The organism is Hugonella massiliensis, from assembly GCA_001486445.1.
Taxonomy (GTDB): Bacteria; Actinomycetota; Coriobacteriia; order Coriobacteriales; family Eggerthellaceae; genus Hugonella; species Hugonella massiliensis.
The window spans coordinates 41,322-57,400 of record LN908984.1 but is presented as its reverse complement, the minus strand read 5'-3'; the positions used below and the strand labels follow the sequence as shown (position 1 = coordinate 57,400).

Here is a 16,079-nt window from a genome sequence, read left to right as displayed (position 1 = left end):
ATAACACATAGGTTTTTTGACCTAATGCGTTATCGGCTCTGCGTCTATGCGTCTGGCACTTTTAATCATTTTTTTTGAATTTATTATATGTGTTAGCTAACTGTCCACAAGCCGCGTTAATCTCTCTGCCATGAGAAACTCTTATAGTAACTTCAAGTCCTGCTTGCTCTAATTGATGTTTGAATGCAACTATTTCCCGTTTCTGTGGTGCTTTAATTCTTGAATTGCTTGTTGGGTTGTATTGTAACACGTTAATCATAACTTTTTTGCCCCGAAACCATTTTGCAAGTTGTCTTACATCTGAGGGCCGGTCATTTATACCCGGTAAAAGCAAATACGCAAAGACAATTTTGCGATTATGCCTTTCAGAATAGGATAAGGCTTGCTTAACAACATCTTCAATAGCATATATGCGCATGTGAGGAATAATACGATTTCTTGCAGATTGTGTTGCTGCGTGTAAAGATATTGTCAACTGAATTTTAAGATGTTCCTCGCGCAATTTTTTTAATTGATCGACCGGACCAACTGTTGATATGGTAATGCCGTCGGTTGGAAAGTTGAGCCCATATCTATCTCGGAGAATATGGATTGCTTTTATCAAGTTGTCATAATTGAATAAAGGCTCTCCCATACCCATAAAAACGATACGGTTTACTTTTCGACGCAACAATATAATCTGTTGTACGATTTCTGACGATGTTAGATTACGAACAAAGCCATTTCGCCCGGACTCACAAAAAATACAACCAACAGGACAACCGACTTGTGTGCTCACGCAAACAGTTCCACCATCTCGCCGCTTGATAAAAACCGTTTCAATGTATTTGTTGTCTTTCAGTTCGTAAACATACTTTTCAGTATCACTGCTTTTGCAAATATTTTTTACCAACATTGATAGATTTTTTTTGCGTGGTAATTGCTTATATAATTCTTCATATAAGGCTTTTGCTTCATTCTCGCCAATAACTTCCGACATTTCTTTGTAAGTAAATCCGTATGGATCATTCCGTACTTCCGCAGGCGTATATTTAGGTAAACGTTTCATTTTTATATCCTTTCTTCTAAATAATAAAAGTTTGTTTTTCTGTATTTTTGATTACAATCTCTAATTTTTCTACATCAATGATATGCGTCAATTTGCATTTAGGGCAGAAAAGAGGAAAATCTTTTAATACAGTATTATGAAATACTTGAACTCTCGTCTTTCCGTTACAAATCGGACATTTTATCCAATATTTTTGAGGCTTCGGTAGTTTGTGTGACAAGGGGCTAGCCTAGGCAGCAACGCTCTTCGCTCCCTTCACGCCCTTCTTCCTCGCCTTCACCGGGCGACCCGGGAGCTGGGGCTGGCAGTCGCCGCACCTGAGCATGAGCAGGGCCACGAGGTTGTCGGTGTTGCGGAAGCCGTAGCCCATCCTCACCGTCACCTTGATCTTGTTGTTGATGGCCTCTACGCGCCCGTTGCTGATGCCGAGCTCGACTGCGGCGATGATGTCGTCGCGCCGGCGGCGCACCTTCTTCTCCACGGCGCCGACCTTGGCGATCTTGCAGTAGGCGGCCCTGTGCATCCAGTCGTCGAGCAGCTCGGCGGCCTCGGAGCCGTCGGCTGCCCGGAAGACGGCCCGCAGGTCCTCCTTGAGCTCCCAGGCCCTGACCAGCCGCGAGCCGGCCCTCTTCTTGAGCGCCTCGAGCCTCGCCCTCTGGCCGTCGGTGAGGTCCTCGGGGTTCTTCACGAGCGCGTAGCGGCTGCCCTTGATGGAGGCCGCCTCCTCCTCGAGCGCCCTGACCTCCTCGGGCGGCAGCTCGCCTTTGGCAGGCCTGCCGCGCTTGCCCTCGGGCCTGGGCCTGGCGGCCCTGGCGGCGGCCCTGGCGGCGTTCCACTCCTCGCAGCGCACGGCGTCGAGCGCGTCGTTCATCCACTGGACCACGTGGAAGGGGCCCATGACCCACCTCGCGTTGGGGCAGCGGCGCTTGACCAGCTGCCTTATCCACCTCGCGCCGTCGGCGGTCACCACCTCTATGGCGCGCCTCTGCTCGCGCGTGAGCTCGTCGAGGAACAGGTTGAGCACGTCCTTGCCGGTGCCCTCGTGCGCCCAGATGAGGCAGCCGCGGTCGTGGTCGACGACCACCGTGACGTACTTGTGGCCCTTCTTGTACGACGTCTCGTCGATGCCGATGCGGCGCACGCCGTCGAACCTCGAGGCGCCGCGCGCGGCCTCCAGCTCGGCGTAGACGCGCCTGCACACGCCGCCCACGCTGTGCCACTCGACGCGGGCGAGCTCGGAGACCGCCGAGGCGGTGCAGCGGACCGCCAGCCACGCCACCCAGTCCTCGAAGTCGCGCGTGAAGCGCGCCCCGTGCCGCGCCCAGGGGACGGCCTCGGTGCGCACGCCGTGCTCCGGGCAGCGCACCCTGCAGGGCGCGTACTCCAGGTAGCAGGCCGAGCGCGCCAGGTCCATCGCCCTCCACAGCCTGGGGGCCCCGCGGTTCGCCATGTCGTAGAAGTCGCAGGCCCTGCCGCATACGGGGCAGCGGCGCTGCTCGCGCTTGTAGGGCCGGACGCTCACGACGATGCGCTCGGCCTCGATGCGCGCGCCCAGGACGACCGTGCGGGCCAGACCGAGGGCGAGAAGTAGTAGACTCTTCATGCGTCACACCTCTTCGGTTGTCTGAATTTGGCTTAGCAATCATAGGCGGATGACGCGGAAACGGCCCCTCCCGGGGCCGTTTCAGTTCCAGATCGTTGTTTTCGCCCGCTGAGCTGGGCCTATGCCGGAATCTCTCCCACAGAAACCACCGAAGAGCCAGATTTCTTCTGGGGCGGTTGACAAGGGCTGTCCTTCAGCCCTGCAATTAAGAGGATGATGAGCTGGCTGAGCTCATGAAGGGCCTTGGGAGCGAGGGGTGCCCACCAGCAATTCAGCCTCGATGGTGATGCTTTTCACACGCGATAGATTTAGGGACTCCGCGTCGATGCCGAACAGCAGCGGCGTCATCTCGGCGAACACGCGGACGTCCCTTTCGGACATCTCGAAGGTGCGCGTCACCTTGATGCGGTCGGTCATCTTGAAGTGCTTCTCAAAGCAATCGGTCACCAGCTGGTTTGAGTATTCCTTGCTGCGCAAAGATCCTTCAGCAAGGTGGCGCAGCTCCGTAAGATGATTGCTGCCTGGAACCACTTTGACCAGCACTCCTGGCGCGGAGGCGTTTCTGGTTGGGGTGAGAACGCGCTTGAATTCGTCGTAGTTCGAGGGAGCGAATACGTCCACCACGCAGTTGATGGAGCCTTTCAGCACGGGGATGTTCGTCAGGTCGCCAACCAGCCATTTGACCGCCTTTCTGGAATCGTGGCGGGCCGCCATCAGCATGGCGTCTTTTGAGAGGTCAAACGCCACCACGTCGACACAGAGGTTTTCTCGGATTGCACGTGCATAGAAGCCTTCTCCGCATCCCGCGTCGAGCACGCGGAATGGCGTCGCGTTCACAGCTGCAGGACCCTCGCTTGGGGAAAGGGCCCTTCCTACCGCGGTGAGGACGGCTTCTTTCACGTGGTCGTAATACCCTGCCTCCAGGATTGCCATGCGGCTCTCAAAGGATTCTTTGCTGTAGTGGGCTGACTGCCTGGAGGGCCCTAGAAGGTTTACGTACCCCTGCTTTGCGATATCGAAGCAGTGCCTCTTCGGACATACGAGGCTCCCTTCCTGCAGCTTCAGGGCGCTGTGGCAAAGGGGGCAAGAGAGCACGTCGGCGCTGTCAGCAAATCGCGCGTATCTGTCGAGTACCATTGCGTCTCCTTTCGTCCAAGCAATTCTAGCAGATGAGTCTTCCCCAGCAGTGCATGGCTAATCACAGCAGGCAGAACCGCACAGTGACAAATAGCTGAGCTATTTCAAGCTGGGATTTCGGTATTCTGCTGCCCTCTTTTGGGCCACTTCATTTCGCCACGCTTTTGACAGGAGCAACAGGGTCCTCGCGCGCAAAACGCATATGGGCAATGCAGCCGTCTGTCAGGGCATGCCTGCGCCCCCGAACCTGCCGAAAAGGCGCTGATCTGCCCGCCAGGGCATGCCTGCGACCCCGAACCAGCCGAAAGGGCGGTGGATCTGCCCGTCAGGGCATGCCTGTGCCCCCGAACCAGCCGAAAGGGGGGTGGATCTGCCCGCCAGGGCATTGGCAGAAGAAAGAATGCCGAGATACTCAATAAGAAGATTGATAACCTTCAGCAGGTGAAAAGATTATCCTCCCATTTCCAAGGTTAAACTCAGCTCGTTGTGCATCGTTGCTTGATGAGTCCAGTTTGAGCTTGAAAGAAATCAGGGTATTCCCAGTTAAATGCAAGGAACTATAGTCGAGTTGCCAGTAATAGCAATCTTGATTGAGTGGGACTGAATAACGGATTGCTCGAAGATCAAGAGCTTCCAATTGCATCTCTAAACAACCTGAACACCGATTAACTTTAAGCAGAACATCGCAGTTCTCAAATCGAAATAAAACGGCCTGAGGTTTCGCTTCACCGTTTGCGTAAGCGTTACAAAGGACGTAGGCCGCTACAAATTCCATCCCATACAGGTCTTCGAGCGTGGCGGATTCATTCTTCCCATAATCGTTCTTTTGATTGGGGATAACTAGCTTGGCGCGTCCAAAAGGATGCGCCAAGCTAGTTGGGCTGCTGATGGTTTCGGGCCTTACGCACGCATTGAAATTCATATGCCAAACCCCTGTCGTTGTGTATCAATGCCAGAAGAATTTTACGATGAGTACGATGGCACCTTGTCCCTACCAACGGACACCCTAGTATCTCTCAAGATCCCAAACACTTTCGTATTCTCGGTCGATATTGCTGGTGGTGTCTGCAGCTGGCGCAAGGCCGTCAAAGAACTTCGCCAGCAGTCCGATAGTTTCCTCCATTGAGGCGTCCAGCTCGCCTCCTGCGCGGATTCTGAGCAGTTGCTGGTATATTTCCGCCATTGCGTCTTTCAAGGCCTTGTAGACCCTCGTAGAGGGTCTTACGACTATCTCGTGATCCATCAGTTTGGCCATGATGAAATCTTGCTTGTCCATCCCGCTCAACTTGGCCAAATTGGTGATCCGCTCGTATTCCTCCGGGCTCACCCTGAAAGCCATGGTCTTCGACCTCTTGCGCGCGGAGTTAGGGCAGGGCATGGCTAGCCCTCCTTGGTGCACTCAAGAGCGTTGGCGATCTCGGTCTGTTTGTTCGGGAAGAGGTGGGCGTAACGGTAGGTGATATCGGTGCTCTCGTGGCCAACGCGATCAGCGATCGCCAACGCGGAGAAGCCCATCTCGATGAGCAGGGAGACATGGCTGTGCCTCAGGTCATGGACCCTGATCCTCTTGACTCCGGACTCCTTGCATCCGCGCTCCATCTCGTGCGTCAGGTAGTACTTCGTCACGTCGAAGATGCGGTCATGGGGACCAAGGTCGTCTCTGAAGTCTTCCAGGTACTCCTTCATCTCCTCGGCGAGGAACTTGGGCATGGCGATCCTTCGCACGGAGTTCGGAGTCTTCGGGTCGGTGATGGTGTCGATGCCCTTCAAACGCTGATACGACTTCGTGATGCTGAGCTCCGAGGTCTCGAAGATGAAATCGGATGGGGTGAGGGCGAGGAGCTCTCCACAGCGGATACCTGTCCAGTAGAGGACCTCGAAAGCGTAAAAGGAAAGAGGTTTGTCCATGATGGCCTCCGAGAACCTCAGATACTCCTGCTTCGTCCAGAAGTTCATCTCTCCGCCTTTCTTCGAGCCCATCTTCGTTACCTTCCTGCACGGGTTGCCCGTCAGGTCGTAGTAGCGCTCGGCATGGTTGAAGATGGCGTTCAGCTGGTTGTTGATGGTTCTGAGGTAGGTGGCCGAGTACGGCTTCCCGTTGGCGTCCTTGTGGTCGATAAGCTGGTTCTGCCAGCGGACGACGTCGATGGGCTTGATCTCGGACATCCTCATTTTCCCGAAGAAGGGAATGATCTTGTCCTTGATCATGTATTCCTTGGTCAGCCAGGTGTGCTCCCTGATTCGAGGCTTGATCTCGGTGGCGTACACGTCGACGAAGTCCGCGAAGGGCATGTCCATGGTCCCGTTGTGGACTGCCAAGAAATCCTTCTCCCACATGAGCGCTTCGAGCTCGGTGGCGAAGCCCCTCTTGACCTTATGGCGCTTCGCGCCCCTGCCATCTCGGTAGAAGCACTGTGAATAGAAGGTCCCGTTCTCGCTTCTATATACGGGCATCTTCATCACCGGCAAAGAATCTTGCCTCGAAGTGGTCGGAGCGGACGCGGCCCTTGACCACCGCGCGGCCCTTCTTGATCTGCTCCTCGTTCATCTCCTGGATGATCTTGTAGGCGAACCCCTTCGACATGTTCAGCCTCTGCGCGACCTGCTCTGCGTTGAGCATGGTGGGCCTGTTTTCTTCCTGGTTCATTTATCCTCCTAACATCGTACGAATGCGTACGTTTGATATGAGCGAATCATAATCGTACGTTTCCGTACTGTCAAGAAATTGCGTACGTTTACGTACGGTGCTAGAATTACGAGGTTTAGATATTCAGGAGGGAAGATGACTACCGGCGAGAAAATCAGGTACTACCGCAAGCTTCGCGGGCTCTACCAGGGGGAGCTGGGCGAGAGGATCGGCGTCTCGGAGGGTGCGATCCGCCACTACGAGACGGATTTCAGGACCCCCAAGCAGCCTCAGGTGGAAGCTATCGCTGAAGCTCTCGATATCTCTCCGCTTGCCCTGAAGGACTTCGGTGTGGAGAACGCCCGAGACCTCCTGGGCCTCCTTCTGCAGCTAGAGGATGAGTTCGGCATCGTGCCCGCTGAGGATGGCTCTGGTCTTTCTATCGACGCGTCTGCCGAGAAGGCACCCAAGACGACTCAGATGCTCAAGGCCTGGGCCGCAAAGCGAAACGAGCTGGAATCCGGAGAGATCACATCGGAGGAATACGCCGACTGGAAGGCCAAGTTCTAGGAGTAAATATTTACTGAAACGCGAGCAGGTGGCTTTACCCCCGCAATTGGGAGTAAAACACCTGCTTTTCTTATGCCCGAAACCCACCATTCGAAGTGGGTTAAAGCCGATAAAATCGCTTGGGGGAGTAATTTTTTACTCCCCATTGTTGACCTGCGGTTTTGCTGAAAAGCCACCATATTTCGCCCCGTTGAGTTTCAGTTGAGTTTTGGGGTCCGTTTTGCCCCACTGGGACAGGCGACTGGGACAATTTACTCCCCCAACAAACCTTTTACTCCCCGTCCGTGGGGTGCCGCCATGTCCGCCCTGTACGGCAATTAGGAGTAAAGCTTCCTAAAACAGCAGGTCAAAGCATAAAAAATACCCCCGATTTCAAGTGGAAATCGGGGGTATCTCGCTCAATTTATTCCCCCAAGTTGCTGGGGGCTTTGCGTTTCTTCCGTACGCTGCGACACTCTGCGGTACTCAGCGGACGGAAAATCGAGGCTTCAAAATAGCCTTTCGACTACTCCCACTCGATCGTTGCAGGCGGCTTGCTCGTGATGTCGTAGGCCACGCGGTTGACGCCGGGCACTTCCGCCACGATGCGGCCGGAGATCTTCCCCAGCACATCATAGGGCAGCTTGGCCCAGTCAGCGGTCATCGCGTCGCTGCTCTCCACGGCGCGCAGGATGATCGGCCGCGCATAGGTGCGCTCGTCGCCCATCACGCCCACGCTCCTGATGTCGGGCAGCACGGCGAAGTACTGCCAGACGGAATGCTCACTGTTGCGCTCCCCCGTTTCCTCGAACAGCTTGGCGTTGTAGGCGTCGAGCTCCTCGCGCACGATCGCATCCGCGTTCTTCAGGATCTCGAGCTTCTCGGGCGTCACCGCGCCGATGATGCGGATGGCGAGACCGGGACCCGGGAACGGCTGGCGGTAGACGATATGGTCGGGCAGGCCAAGCGCCGTGCCCAGCGCCCGCACCTCGTCTTTGAAGAAATGGTCGAGCGGCTCGATCAGGTCGAAATGCACGCCTTCGGGGAACGGGATCAGGTTGTGGTGGCTCTTGATCGTGCTCGCCTTGCCGCCCGTCTTGCGCGCGCCCGACTCGATGATGTCGGGGTAGATGGTCCCCTGCGCCAGGAACTTCACGCCGTCGAGCTGCTGCGCCACCGCGAAGAATTCCTTCCAGAACTGCGTGCCGATGATGCGGCGCTTCTGCTCGGGTTCGGTAACCCCGTCGAGCAGCTTTGCGTAACGCTCTTCGGCGTGCACGTGCACGAAATCGACGTCGAACTGCTTGGTGAAGACTTCCTCCACCTGTTCGGGCTCGTTCTTGCGCAGCAGCCCATGATTCACGAACACGCAGGTCACCTGCTTGCCCACCGCACGGCTCATGAGCGCGGCCACCACGCTGGAATCCACGCCGCCGGAAAGCGCCAGAATCACACGGTCGTCCCCGACTTTGGCGCGGATGTCGGCCACCATCGAATCGATGATGCCCTCCATGGTCCAATTGGGCTCGAGTTTGCAGATCTTGAACAGGAAGTTGGAAAGCATGTCCTGACCATGGGGCGTGTGGCGCACCTCGGGATGGAACTGGGTCGCATACAGGTTGCGCGACGCGCATTCCATCGAGGCCACCGGGCAGGTTTCGGTCGTGCCGGTAACCGTGAAGCCTTCGGGCACCGCGCTCACGGCGTCGCGATGGCTCATCCACACCTGCTGTTCCGCGGGCGTGCCGTCGAGCAGGCGGCTTTCGCCCTTGCGGGTGAGCGTGGCGTGGCCGTATTCGCCCTTTTCGGTGTGGCCCACGGTGCCCCCCAGCGTGACGGCCATGATCTGCTGGCCGTAGCAGAAGCCGAGCACGGGAAGACCCAGTTCGAACACCTTCGGGTCGACCTTGGGCGCATCTTCAGCGTACACGCTCGCCGGGCCGCCCGAAAGAATGATCGCCGACGGATGCTCGGCCATGATCTCTTCGGCGGACGCATCGCACGGCATGATTTCGGAATAGACGTGCAGATCGCGCACGCGACGGGCGATAAGCTGCCCGTACTGGGCGCCGAAATCGAGAACGATGACCTTCTGATCGGTAGATGCGGTAGCCACAGATTGCTCCTTCGGAAACGGCGGCACGCACGTGCCGCAGCAGGATATCTGCACAGCATTCTAGCGAACTTGCCTGCCGCGTGCGCCCCGCGCCTGCACGAGCCCGCGCATTCCACGCAAATACGCCCCGCGAACGAGGGCTTCTACGCGCCCCACCCTACCCACGCAGGCGAAACGCGCGCATATGCGCGTTTTCAGGTGCCGCCGTTCACCGACAGAAAACGTACATTCGCGCATGGTACGATTTCACTTCCCTTGGGCAGGAAGAGCCTGCCTGCGTTTCATCCGCCTTACCTACGAAAGACGCTACCGCATGATCATCGAAGTACTGAAAGCGCTCTTCCTCGGCTTCGTCGAGGGCATTACCGAATGGCTGCCCATCTCGTCCACCGGCCACATGATCCTGGTCGACGAATTCCTCAAGCTCAACGTGTCCGAGCAGTTCCTCGCCATGTTCCTCGTGGTCATCCAAATTGGCGCGATCATGGCCGTCATCATCCTTTACTTCACCAAACTCAACCCCTTCTCGCGCAAGAAGACCGCCGCGCAGCGCAAGGGCACCTGGCGCCTGTGGGGCATGGTGCTCATCGGCTGCATTCCGGCTGCCATCATCGGCGTCCTCTTCGACGACTGGGTGCACGACCACTTCTACAACGGCATCGTCGTCGCCTCGATGCTGATTGTCTACGGCATCATCTTCATCATCATGGAACGCCGCAACCGCCGCTTGGAGGCCCAGGCGGCCATCACCCCCGTGCGCGGCAAGCATGCGCGTCCCGATGCCGCCGAATCGAGCATCTTCCGCACCACGACCGTCGACGACATCGACATCCCCACGGCCCTGAAAATCGGCGCCTTCCAGTGCCTGGCCATCATCCCGGGCACGAGCCGCAGCGGCGCTACGATCATCGGCGGCATGCTGTCGGGCTGCTCACGCGTGGCCGCCACCGAGTTCACCTTCTTCCTGGCCATCCCCATCATGTTCGGCTGGGGTATCGTGAAAGTCATCAAGTTCCTCGCCGCGGGCCTAGTGATGTCGCAGACCGAAATCGCCGTCCTCGTCGCCGGCGTTCTTTGCGCCTTCGTCGTGTCGGTGCTGTCAATCAAGTTCCTCATGGGCTACATCAAGAAGAACGACTTCACCGCCTTCGGCTGGTACCGCATCGTTGTGGGCATCATCGTGCTCGGCTACTTCGGCGCCAAGGGCATGGGTCTGTTCTAGGGAGCGCGCATAACTAGGCGCAGGCGGCGCGGGACGAGCGGTTCGTCCCGCGCCGCTTTTTACATGCCGAACAGGAACGACGGGCGCTCCGGACGTTGCGCTCCGGACGTTGCGCGCCGCACGTCGGCAGAGCGGCAGCGCCCTTTGTGCCGCCGCGCCGAATGCTCAAGATGCACGAGTTTTGCAGCACAAACGAAAACCGGGCCTTCGAAAACTCGTTTTGCAGGGCGAATGCACGCAATCTTTGACACAACCCTGCATGTTGAGCCGAAACGCGCAACAACCCTGCAAGATGAGCGGGAATGTGTCCGTCAGCGTGACATATCCCTGCGCTTTGCACAGAGGGGGCCGAATCGGAGCCCGCGCTCGAAAAACCGTGCGCTGACCTTGCAAAATGAGCGGCTGTATACCACGGCCGTGCAACCTGAACAGATAACCTGCAACGGCCCTGCAGCCGCTTGTCGGCCCCGCCCCGCGCGTGTGCATTCCCCGCACACCCGCTTCTCGCGCTTTAGCATGCTGGAGCGCTTTGCTATGATGGCGCAAAACGAACGCGAAAGAGGCCCGCCATGGAACACAATCCCGCAAACATCGCCCAGATCGAAGCGCACCGCAAGGAAATCGATGCGCTCGACCGTCAAATCGTCGACCTACTGAACGCTCGCGCCCGCCAGTCGCTCGCCATCCGCGCCCTGAAGCCCGGCGCTGGCATGAACCTCTACGACCCAGCTCGAGAAGAGCGCATCTTCCAGAAGCTCGCCGCCGTCAACGAAGGCCCCCTGCGCGACAAAGACTTGCGGACCGTCTACGAAACGCTGCTGGCCGTGATGCGCAGCGTCCCCGCCCCGCACAACGATCGATAGCGCCCGCCGGCTCTCCGCCGGCCCCACTCCACACATGCATCGATAATGCCGGCCCCGCACGATGGAAGCCGGCATTATCGATGCTGCCGCACCCGATGCGCCGCCTACTTTATTTCGAGCAGAATGGGCGCGTGGTCCTGGCGCGGGCCCGAATCGACCATTTCCGAACGCACCACACGGTCTTTGAGGCTGTCGCTCACCAGGAAATAGTCGATGCGCCACCCGGCGTTGTTGATCTTGCTCGTCTTCACGCGCTGAGCCCACCAGGAGTACGCGCCCGTCTCGTCGCCGTGCACGTAACGGAACGTGTCGACGAACCCCCGCCCGAGCAGGTGGGTGAAGCCGGCGCGCTCTTCGTCGGTGAATCCGGCCGACATATGGTTGGTCGCCGGATTGGCCAGGTCGATTTCCTCGTGAGCCACGTTGTAGTCACCGCAGGCGATGACCGGCTTGGCCTTGTCAAGTTCGGCCAGGTAGTCGGCGTAGCGTTCGTCCCACAGCTGCCTCTCCCCCAAGCGCTTGAGCCCGTCGCCGGCATTGGGCGTGTACACCAGGTTGAAGTAGAAATCGGGCAGGTCGAGCGTGATGAGGCGCCCTTCTTCGTCCATGGGCTCAGGGGCCCCGATTGCGGGATAGGTCGGCGTGACGGCGAGCCCTTTGCGGTACAGGGCCATCGTGCCCGCGTACCCTTTGCGCGCCGGCTCATGAGAGCTCGTCCAAGCCACATCGTATGCGGGGAAGTACGCCGCCAGCGCCTCGGCCTGTTTCTTGTTCATGCCGGCAGCAGGCAGCTTGGTCTCCTGGATGGCGATGATGTCGGCATCTTCCTCGGCGATCGTGTCGAGCACGGCGCGCGTGAGGTCGGCGCGAGCGCTTTTGCCGGTGAGCGCGGCGTTAAGGGAATCGATGTTCCACGATATGAACTTCATGGTGCGGATGACCTTCCATCTTGCGGGCAGGCGAACAAAGCGAGCCCCATTCTACCGCGTGGGAGACAAGACGGGCAGGGTCGTCCGCACGCGGCAACACGGCCAGCAACGGCAACCCGGAATCCCGATGGAATGTGGTCAGCTGCGAAGCCCAGCTGCAGACCGGCCACCTGCGGGCGCCCAGCTGCCGTTCCGCCTACCGTTCGTCGCGCGACGTGTCGCCCGCGTACCAATAGGTACGGGCGCCGGCGGTCTGCATAATCGCGTTGCGCGGGGCCTGCATGACCGTGTTCCATGCGTTTTTCAATTCGAGCGCGCCGTTCACCGCCGAAGCGGCCGCGAACGCGAACAGGTAGGTGCCCAGGTCGTCGGCCAAGGGCGCCACAGCCCACACGGCCAGGGGCAGCCAGCCCATCACGAGCGACGGCACCGTGCAGAACGCGATGTAACGGGCGCGCGTCATCGGGCGCGTCACCCCGCCGCGCACGGTCGCTGACGCGATGACCTTGCGCACTGGACCCATCGAGAACGCCATCACGACGCCCGCGAGTGCGGACAGGCTCGTGAAATCGGGAATCGCCGCAACGCCCACGAGCATGGCGACCAGGTAGATATCGGCCACAACGGCCAGCACGGTGATAAAGGAACGGCACGTCGCCCACTGCTCCTTGCCTTCGGGCTCGGAATCGTTCAGCGGCACGGCATTCGTCGGAATCAGCGCATCCGAATCTTCGCAATGGGATACGGACGTGCGTTTGGTGGTAAAAAGCCTCATGCGAACTCCTATCCTTGCGAGAACCTCTTACTGCAGGCATGACTTTACCAAGCTCTGCATGCTTTTTGACACACTTTTGACATTTCTTCACGAAGTCACATCAGAATTGATGATAATTTAATAGTTCATAACATTTCACAGCGGTGGTACCTGCCTCGCACGCAGTGAAACAGCTTCCCTTCCCTCCGTCCCCCACGCATGAATCCGCCAGAAGACGCGCTATTATTGATAGGTTCATGCGGCGGCACCGCTACAGGCCGCCCCGACTTCACCGTCCGCCTTCAACCGCCCTGGAAGGGGATTCCATGCCACACACCGTAGGCTTCGACAACGACAAGTACATCGAGCTGCAAACCAAGCGCATCCGCGAGCGCATCGACGAGTTCGGCGGCAAGCTGTATTTGGAATTCGGCGGCAAGCTCTTCGACGACTACCATGCTTCACGCGTGCTTCCCGGCTTCAAGCCCGACACCAAGCTCAGCATGCTTTCCGCGCTGCAAGACGACGTCGAAATCATCTTGGCCATCAACGCCAACGACATCGAGCGCTCGAAGGTGCGCGGCGATTTGGGCATCACCTACGACGAGGACCTGCTGCGCCTGATGGACGCCTTCATCAACCTGGGCTTCTACGTGAGCAGCGTGGTGATCACCCAGTACGGCAACCAGCCCAACGCCGACCTCTTCCGCCAGCGCCTCGACGCGATGGGCGTGAAGAGCTACCTACACTACCCCATCGAGGGCTACCCGCACGACATCGCCCACATCGTGTCCGACGAGGGATACGGCAAAAACGATTACGTCGAAACCTCGCGACCGCTCGTCGTAGTCACGGCTCCCGGCCCGGGTTCGGGCAAGATGGCCACCTGCCTGTCCCAGCTCTACCACGAAAACAAGCGCGGGGTGAAAGCCGGCTACGCCAAGTTCGAAACCTTCCCCATCTGGAACCTGCCGCTCGACCATCCGGTGAACATCGCCTACGAAGCCGCCACGGTCGACCTCGACGACGTGAACGCGATTGACCCCTTCCATCTAGCCGCTTACGGCGAGACCACGGTCAACTACAACCGCGACATCGAGATCTTCCCCGTGCTGAAGGCCATGCTCGAGCACATCCAAGGCGAAAGCCCCTACCAAAGCCCCACCGACATGGGCGTCAACATGGCCGGCTTCGCAATCGTCGACGACGATGCGGTGCGCGCGGCCGCCAAGAACGAAATCGTGCGCCGCTACTTCCAAACCGCCGAAGAGGTGCGCCGCACGGGCGTGGGCGAAGACCAGGTGTCCAAGCTCGAGATTCTCATGAAGAAGGCCGGCGTCGATGTCGACGTGAACCCTGCCCATAAAGCAGCCCTCGACAAGGCCGAGGAAACGGGCGAGCCCGCCGGCGCCATCGAACTGGCCGACGGCCGCGTGATTACGGGCCGTACGTCCGAACTGCTCTGCGCAGCATCCTCGGTTCTGCTCAACGCCATGAAGGCCCAGGCCGGCATCCCCGACGACATGTACATCATCTCCGACGAAGCCATGGCCCCGATTGCGCGCCTGCGCACCGATCTCTTGGGCCACGAAAATCCCCATCTGCACCCCACCGAGATGCTCATCGCGGTTTCGACCTCTTCGCTTACCAATCCCATGGCCGGCCGCGCCCTCGACCACCTGGCCGAGCTCAAGAACTGCGACGCCTACTTCTCGACGATCATCACGTCCGACGACGAGCAGCTCTACCGCACGCTGGGCATCAACGTCTGCTGCGAACCCAAATACGAATCGCATCGCTACTACCACGAATAAGCGCCCGCACGCATGAAAGCTCCCCGTTCCTCATAAGGAGCGGGGAGCTTTGCTAAGAGGGCGATTCGGAAAGCCGTGTTTCGCACCCAGGAGGGCACATAAGCTGGCTCAGGCGCTCATCCGTAGCGCGCCCGCTGCACGCTAGCCTTGCGCGTCGACCGAGCGAAAGCGCAAACGCGGCGAGAAGCCCTCCCCCAGCTGCGAGATAGCAACGCCGCCCAGAATCGCCGCGACGCCGAGCCATTCCGCCGGCCCCAAGGGCTCGCCCAGGGCGATCATCGACACGAAGAGACCGGCCGGCAGCTCCGACGAGGCGAGCACGGTGGCCATACCGGCGGGAATGTACGGCGTGCCCCGCCCGAATAGGTAGACGGGCAAAAGCATGCCGAAGAGCCCCATCACGAGCGCATAGGGGGCCATGCCCTGGAAGACGACCCCCGAGGGGATAAAGGTAGGGCAAACGGCAAGCGACAGAACGCTTGCCCCCAGGCAGACCAGAAAGCCGCGCTGAGCGTCGGAACAGGGCACGACGACCTTCCCCGAAAGGGCCAGGAACAAGGCGCAGCTCACGCCCGAAAGAAAGCCGAAAACCAGCCCCAGCGGATCGAAGCCGGCGATGCCGGTGCGCCAAATGCCGCTCGCGAACACGGTACCCGCCAAGATGACGGCCGCTGCGGCGATTTCGGTCGGACGCGGGGCGCGACGGGTCTCGATCACCTGGATGACCAAGCCGATCCACGAGTATTGGAAGAGCAGGGTAATCGCCACTTCCACTGGGAGCAAGGCCATCGCGAAATAGTAGAGCACGCTCGTGGTGCACGAGAGAAAACCGAGCGCAACAAGCTTAGCGGTAGGAGCCACGCCCAAACGCTGCCACCCGCGACCGCGCGCCGCTTGCACGAGCAGCACCAGGCCGAACAGTGCGGCTGAAAACCACATCTGGCCCGCAACCACGTGCTGCCAGGAAAACCCGTTCGCAAACGCCATCTTGCACATGGTGGCGTTGGCCCCGTAGCAGGCCCCGCCCACTAACACCTGAAGAGCGGCGAGTCGCCGCACGGCTGCAGATTCCTTTTCCATTCGATACGCCTTTCCGTCAGATCGAGCGATACGGCGGAGGCGCGAGGGGCAGCTGCGCGCCTCACGACCCCGCAAGGGGCCGTGGAAAAAAGATGGCGACTGCCCGGAAAAGTCCACGGAAGTTTTTAACGAAGCGGGACTATAAAGCAAGCGCATGCATCCGTCAACGCAAGCAAGAAGGGCTCTCGCGCGTCCACCGACTCGAGCGCGCGATGCGAGAACCATCCCCCACCGCAGAAACCAGCCGAGCCGCGCCCGTCAACATGCCGGCAACTATGAGCCCACCCCGCGCACACGACCGCGTGCGTCCCCTATCCTTGTGGCATACCCGAAGACAA

At 58.9% G+C, this 16,079-nt stretch carries 16 protein-coding genes; 4 read left to right on the top strand and 12 right to left on the bottom strand.

Going from position 1 to position 16,079, the window contains the following annotated elements:
- Window positions 1-61 precede the first annotated feature (61 nt).
- The 8 genes from rlmN to BN3270_RS01310 all read right to left on the bottom strand — a co-directional run bounded on the left by rlmN (window position 62) and on the right by BN3270_RS01310 (window position 6,435).
- Complete coding sequence (gene rlmN, locus BN3270_RS09180; RefSeq protein WP_082673256.1) at window positions 62-1,048, bottom strand: 23S rRNA (adenine(2503)-C(2))-methyltransferase RlmN; 987 nt, start codon at window positions 1,046-1,048, stop codon at window positions 62-64.
- Between the two features lie 16 nt (window positions 1,049-1,064).
- Window positions 1,065-1,268: a cysteine-rich KTR domain-containing protein gene (locus BN3270_RS09175; protein ID WP_082673255.1), complete on the bottom strand. Its 204-nt coding sequence runs from the start codon at window positions 1,266-1,268 to the stop codon at window positions 1,065-1,067.
- Window positions 1,269-1,277: 9 nt separating this feature from the next.
- Window positions 1,278-2,651: an ISL3 family transposase gene (locus BN3270_RS01330; RefSeq protein ID WP_058985407.1), complete on the bottom strand. Its 1,374-nt coding sequence runs from the start codon at window positions 2,649-2,651 to the stop codon at window positions 1,278-1,280.
- Between the two features lie 231 nt (window positions 2,652-2,882).
- Window positions 2,883-3,788, bottom strand: coding sequence for a putative RNA methyltransferase (locus tag BN3270_RS01325; RefSeq protein ID WP_039688992.1), 906 nt, complete (start codon window positions 3,786-3,788; stop codon window positions 2,883-2,885).
- 412 nt (window positions 3,789-4,200) lie between these two features.
- The gene (locus BN3270_RS09385) at window positions 4,201-4,710 is read right to left on the bottom strand and encodes a hypothetical protein (RefSeq protein ID WP_148335440.1); all 510 of its coding nucleotides are present in this window, start codon (window positions 4,708-4,710) and stop codon (window positions 4,201-4,203) included.
- Between the two features lie 84 nt (window positions 4,711-4,794).
- Window positions 4,795-5,166, bottom strand: coding sequence for a plasmid mobilization protein (locus tag BN3270_RS01320; protein ID WP_058985406.1), 372 nt, complete (start codon window positions 5,164-5,166; stop codon window positions 4,795-4,797).
- Window positions 5,167-5,168: 2 nt separating this feature from the next.
- Entirely contained in the window at window positions 5,169-6,242 is a 1,074-nt protein-coding gene (locus BN3270_RS01315) for a site-specific integrase (RefSeq protein WP_058985495.1), read from the bottom strand.
- Window positions 6,229-6,435, bottom strand: coding sequence for a hypothetical protein (locus BN3270_RS01310; RefSeq protein ID WP_024963414.1), 207 nt, complete (start codon window positions 6,433-6,435; stop codon window positions 6,229-6,231). The genes BN3270_RS01315 and BN3270_RS01310 overlap by 14 nt, the downstream gene beginning before the upstream one ends.
- A gap of 135 nt (window positions 6,436-6,570) precedes the next feature.
- Here BN3270_RS01310 and BN3270_RS01305 point away from each other — a divergent pair, with 135 nt between their 5' ends.
- Window positions 6,571-6,984 (top strand): helix-turn-helix domain-containing protein, encoded by a 414-nt coding sequence (locus BN3270_RS01305; RefSeq protein ID WP_058985405.1) that lies wholly within the window; start codon window positions 6,571-6,573, stop codon window positions 6,982-6,984.
- 505 nt (window positions 6,985-7,489) lie between these two features.
- On the opposite strand, the gene guaA is transcribed toward BN3270_RS01305, so the two are convergent.
- On the bottom strand, window positions 7,490-9,079 hold the full coding sequence (guaA, locus tag BN3270_RS01300; RefSeq protein WP_058985404.1) for a glutamine-hydrolyzing GMP synthase: 1,590 nt from the start codon (window positions 9,077-9,079) through the stop codon (window positions 7,490-7,492).
- Between the two features lie 313 nt (window positions 9,080-9,392).
- Here guaA and BN3270_RS01295 point away from each other — a divergent pair, with 313 nt between their 5' ends.
- Window positions 9,393-10,301, top strand: a complete 909-nt coding sequence (locus tag BN3270_RS01295) for an undecaprenyl-diphosphate phosphatase (RefSeq protein WP_058985403.1) — start codon at window positions 9,393-9,395, stop codon at window positions 10,299-10,301.
- A 569-nt stretch (window positions 10,302-10,870) separates the two neighbouring features.
- The gene (locus tag BN3270_RS01290; RefSeq protein ID WP_058985402.1) at window positions 10,871-11,164 is read left to right on the top strand and encodes a chorismate mutase; all 294 of its coding nucleotides are present in this window, start codon (window positions 10,871-10,873) and stop codon (window positions 11,162-11,164) included.
- Between the two features lie 104 nt (window positions 11,165-11,268).
- Here the strand turns inward: BN3270_RS01290 and BN3270_RS01285 are convergent, their stop codons facing one another.
- Together BN3270_RS01285 and BN3270_RS01280 are read right to left on the bottom strand one after the other, a co-directional pair.
- The gene (locus tag BN3270_RS01285) at window positions 11,269-12,093 is read right to left on the bottom strand and encodes an exodeoxyribonuclease III (protein ID WP_058985400.1); all 825 of its coding nucleotides are present in this window, start codon (window positions 12,091-12,093) and stop codon (window positions 11,269-11,271) included.
- A 196-nt stretch (window positions 12,094-12,289) separates the two neighbouring features.
- Window positions 12,290-12,868, bottom strand: coding sequence for a hypothetical protein (locus BN3270_RS01280; RefSeq protein ID WP_058985398.1), 579 nt, complete (start codon window positions 12,866-12,868; stop codon window positions 12,290-12,292).
- Window positions 12,869-13,173: 305 nt separating this feature from the next.
- Here BN3270_RS01280 and BN3270_RS01275 point away from each other — a divergent pair, with 305 nt between their 5' ends.
- On the top strand, window positions 13,174-14,661 hold the full coding sequence (locus BN3270_RS01275) for a DUF1846 domain-containing protein (protein ID WP_058985396.1): 1,488 nt from the start codon (window positions 13,174-13,176) through the stop codon (window positions 14,659-14,661).
- Window positions 14,662-14,802: 141 nt separating this feature from the next.
- Here BN3270_RS01275 and BN3270_RS01270 read toward each other — a convergent pair whose 3' ends face one another.
- The gene (locus BN3270_RS01270; protein WP_058985394.1) at window positions 14,803-15,741 is read right to left on the bottom strand and encodes an EamA family transporter; all 939 of its coding nucleotides are present in this window, start codon (window positions 15,739-15,741) and stop codon (window positions 14,803-14,805) included.
- Between the last annotated feature and the right edge of the window lie 338 nt (window positions 15,742-16,079).

What these genes read in the sequence shown, in the direction of transcription:
- BN3270_RS01320 (WP_058985406.1), bottom strand. Translation starts at nt 5,166, where the DNA reads ATGCCCTGCCCTAACTCCGCGCGCAAGAGGTCGAAGACCATGGCTTTC.
- BN3270_RS01330 (WP_058985407.1), bottom strand. Translation starts at nt 2,651, where the DNA reads ATGAAGAGTCTACTACTTCTCGCCCTCGGTCTGGCCCGCACGGTCGTC.
- BN3270_RS01305 (WP_058985405.1), top strand. Translation starts at nt 6,571, where the DNA reads ATGACTACCGGCGAGAAAATCAGGTACTACCGCAAGCTTCGCGGGCTC.
- BN3270_RS01315 (WP_058985495.1), bottom strand. Translation starts at nt 6,242, where the DNA reads ATGCCCGTATATAGAAGCGAGAACGGGACCTTCTATTCACAGTGCTTC.
- BN3270_RS09385 (WP_148335440.1), bottom strand. Translation starts at nt 4,710, where the DNA reads ATGAATTTCAATGCGTGCGTAAGGCCCGAAACCATCAGCAGCCCAACT.
- BN3270_RS01275 (WP_058985396.1), top strand. Translation starts at nt 13,174, where the DNA reads ATGCCACACACCGTAGGCTTCGACAACGACAAGTACATCGAGCTGCAA.
- BN3270_RS01290 (WP_058985402.1), top strand. Translation starts at nt 10,871, where the DNA reads ATGGAACACAATCCCGCAAACATCGCCCAGATCGAAGCGCACCGCAAG.
- BN3270_RS01325 (WP_039688992.1), bottom strand. Translation starts at nt 3,788, where the DNA reads ATGGTACTCGACAGATACGCGCGATTTGCTGACAGCGCCGACGTGCTC.
- BN3270_RS01270 (WP_058985394.1), bottom strand. Translation starts at nt 15,741, where the DNA reads ATGGAAAAGGAATCTGCAGCCGTGCGGCGACTCGCCGCTCTTCAGGTG.
- BN3270_RS01280 (WP_058985398.1), bottom strand. Translation starts at nt 12,868, where the DNA reads ATGAGGCTTTTTACCACCAAACGCACGTCCGTATCCCATTGCGAAGAT.
- rlmN (WP_082673256.1), bottom strand. Translation starts at nt 1,048, where the DNA reads ATGAAACGTTTACCTAAATATACGCCTGCGGAAGTACGGAATGATCCA.
- BN3270_RS01295 (WP_058985403.1), top strand. Translation starts at nt 9,393, where the DNA reads ATGATCATCGAAGTACTGAAAGCGCTCTTCCTCGGCTTCGTCGAGGGC.
- BN3270_RS01310 (WP_024963414.1), bottom strand. Translation starts at nt 6,435, where the DNA reads ATGAACCAGGAAGAAAACAGGCCCACCATGCTCAACGCAGAGCAGGTC.
- BN3270_RS01285 (WP_058985400.1), bottom strand. Translation starts at nt 12,093, where the DNA reads ATGAAGTTCATATCGTGGAACATCGATTCCCTTAACGCCGCGCTCACC.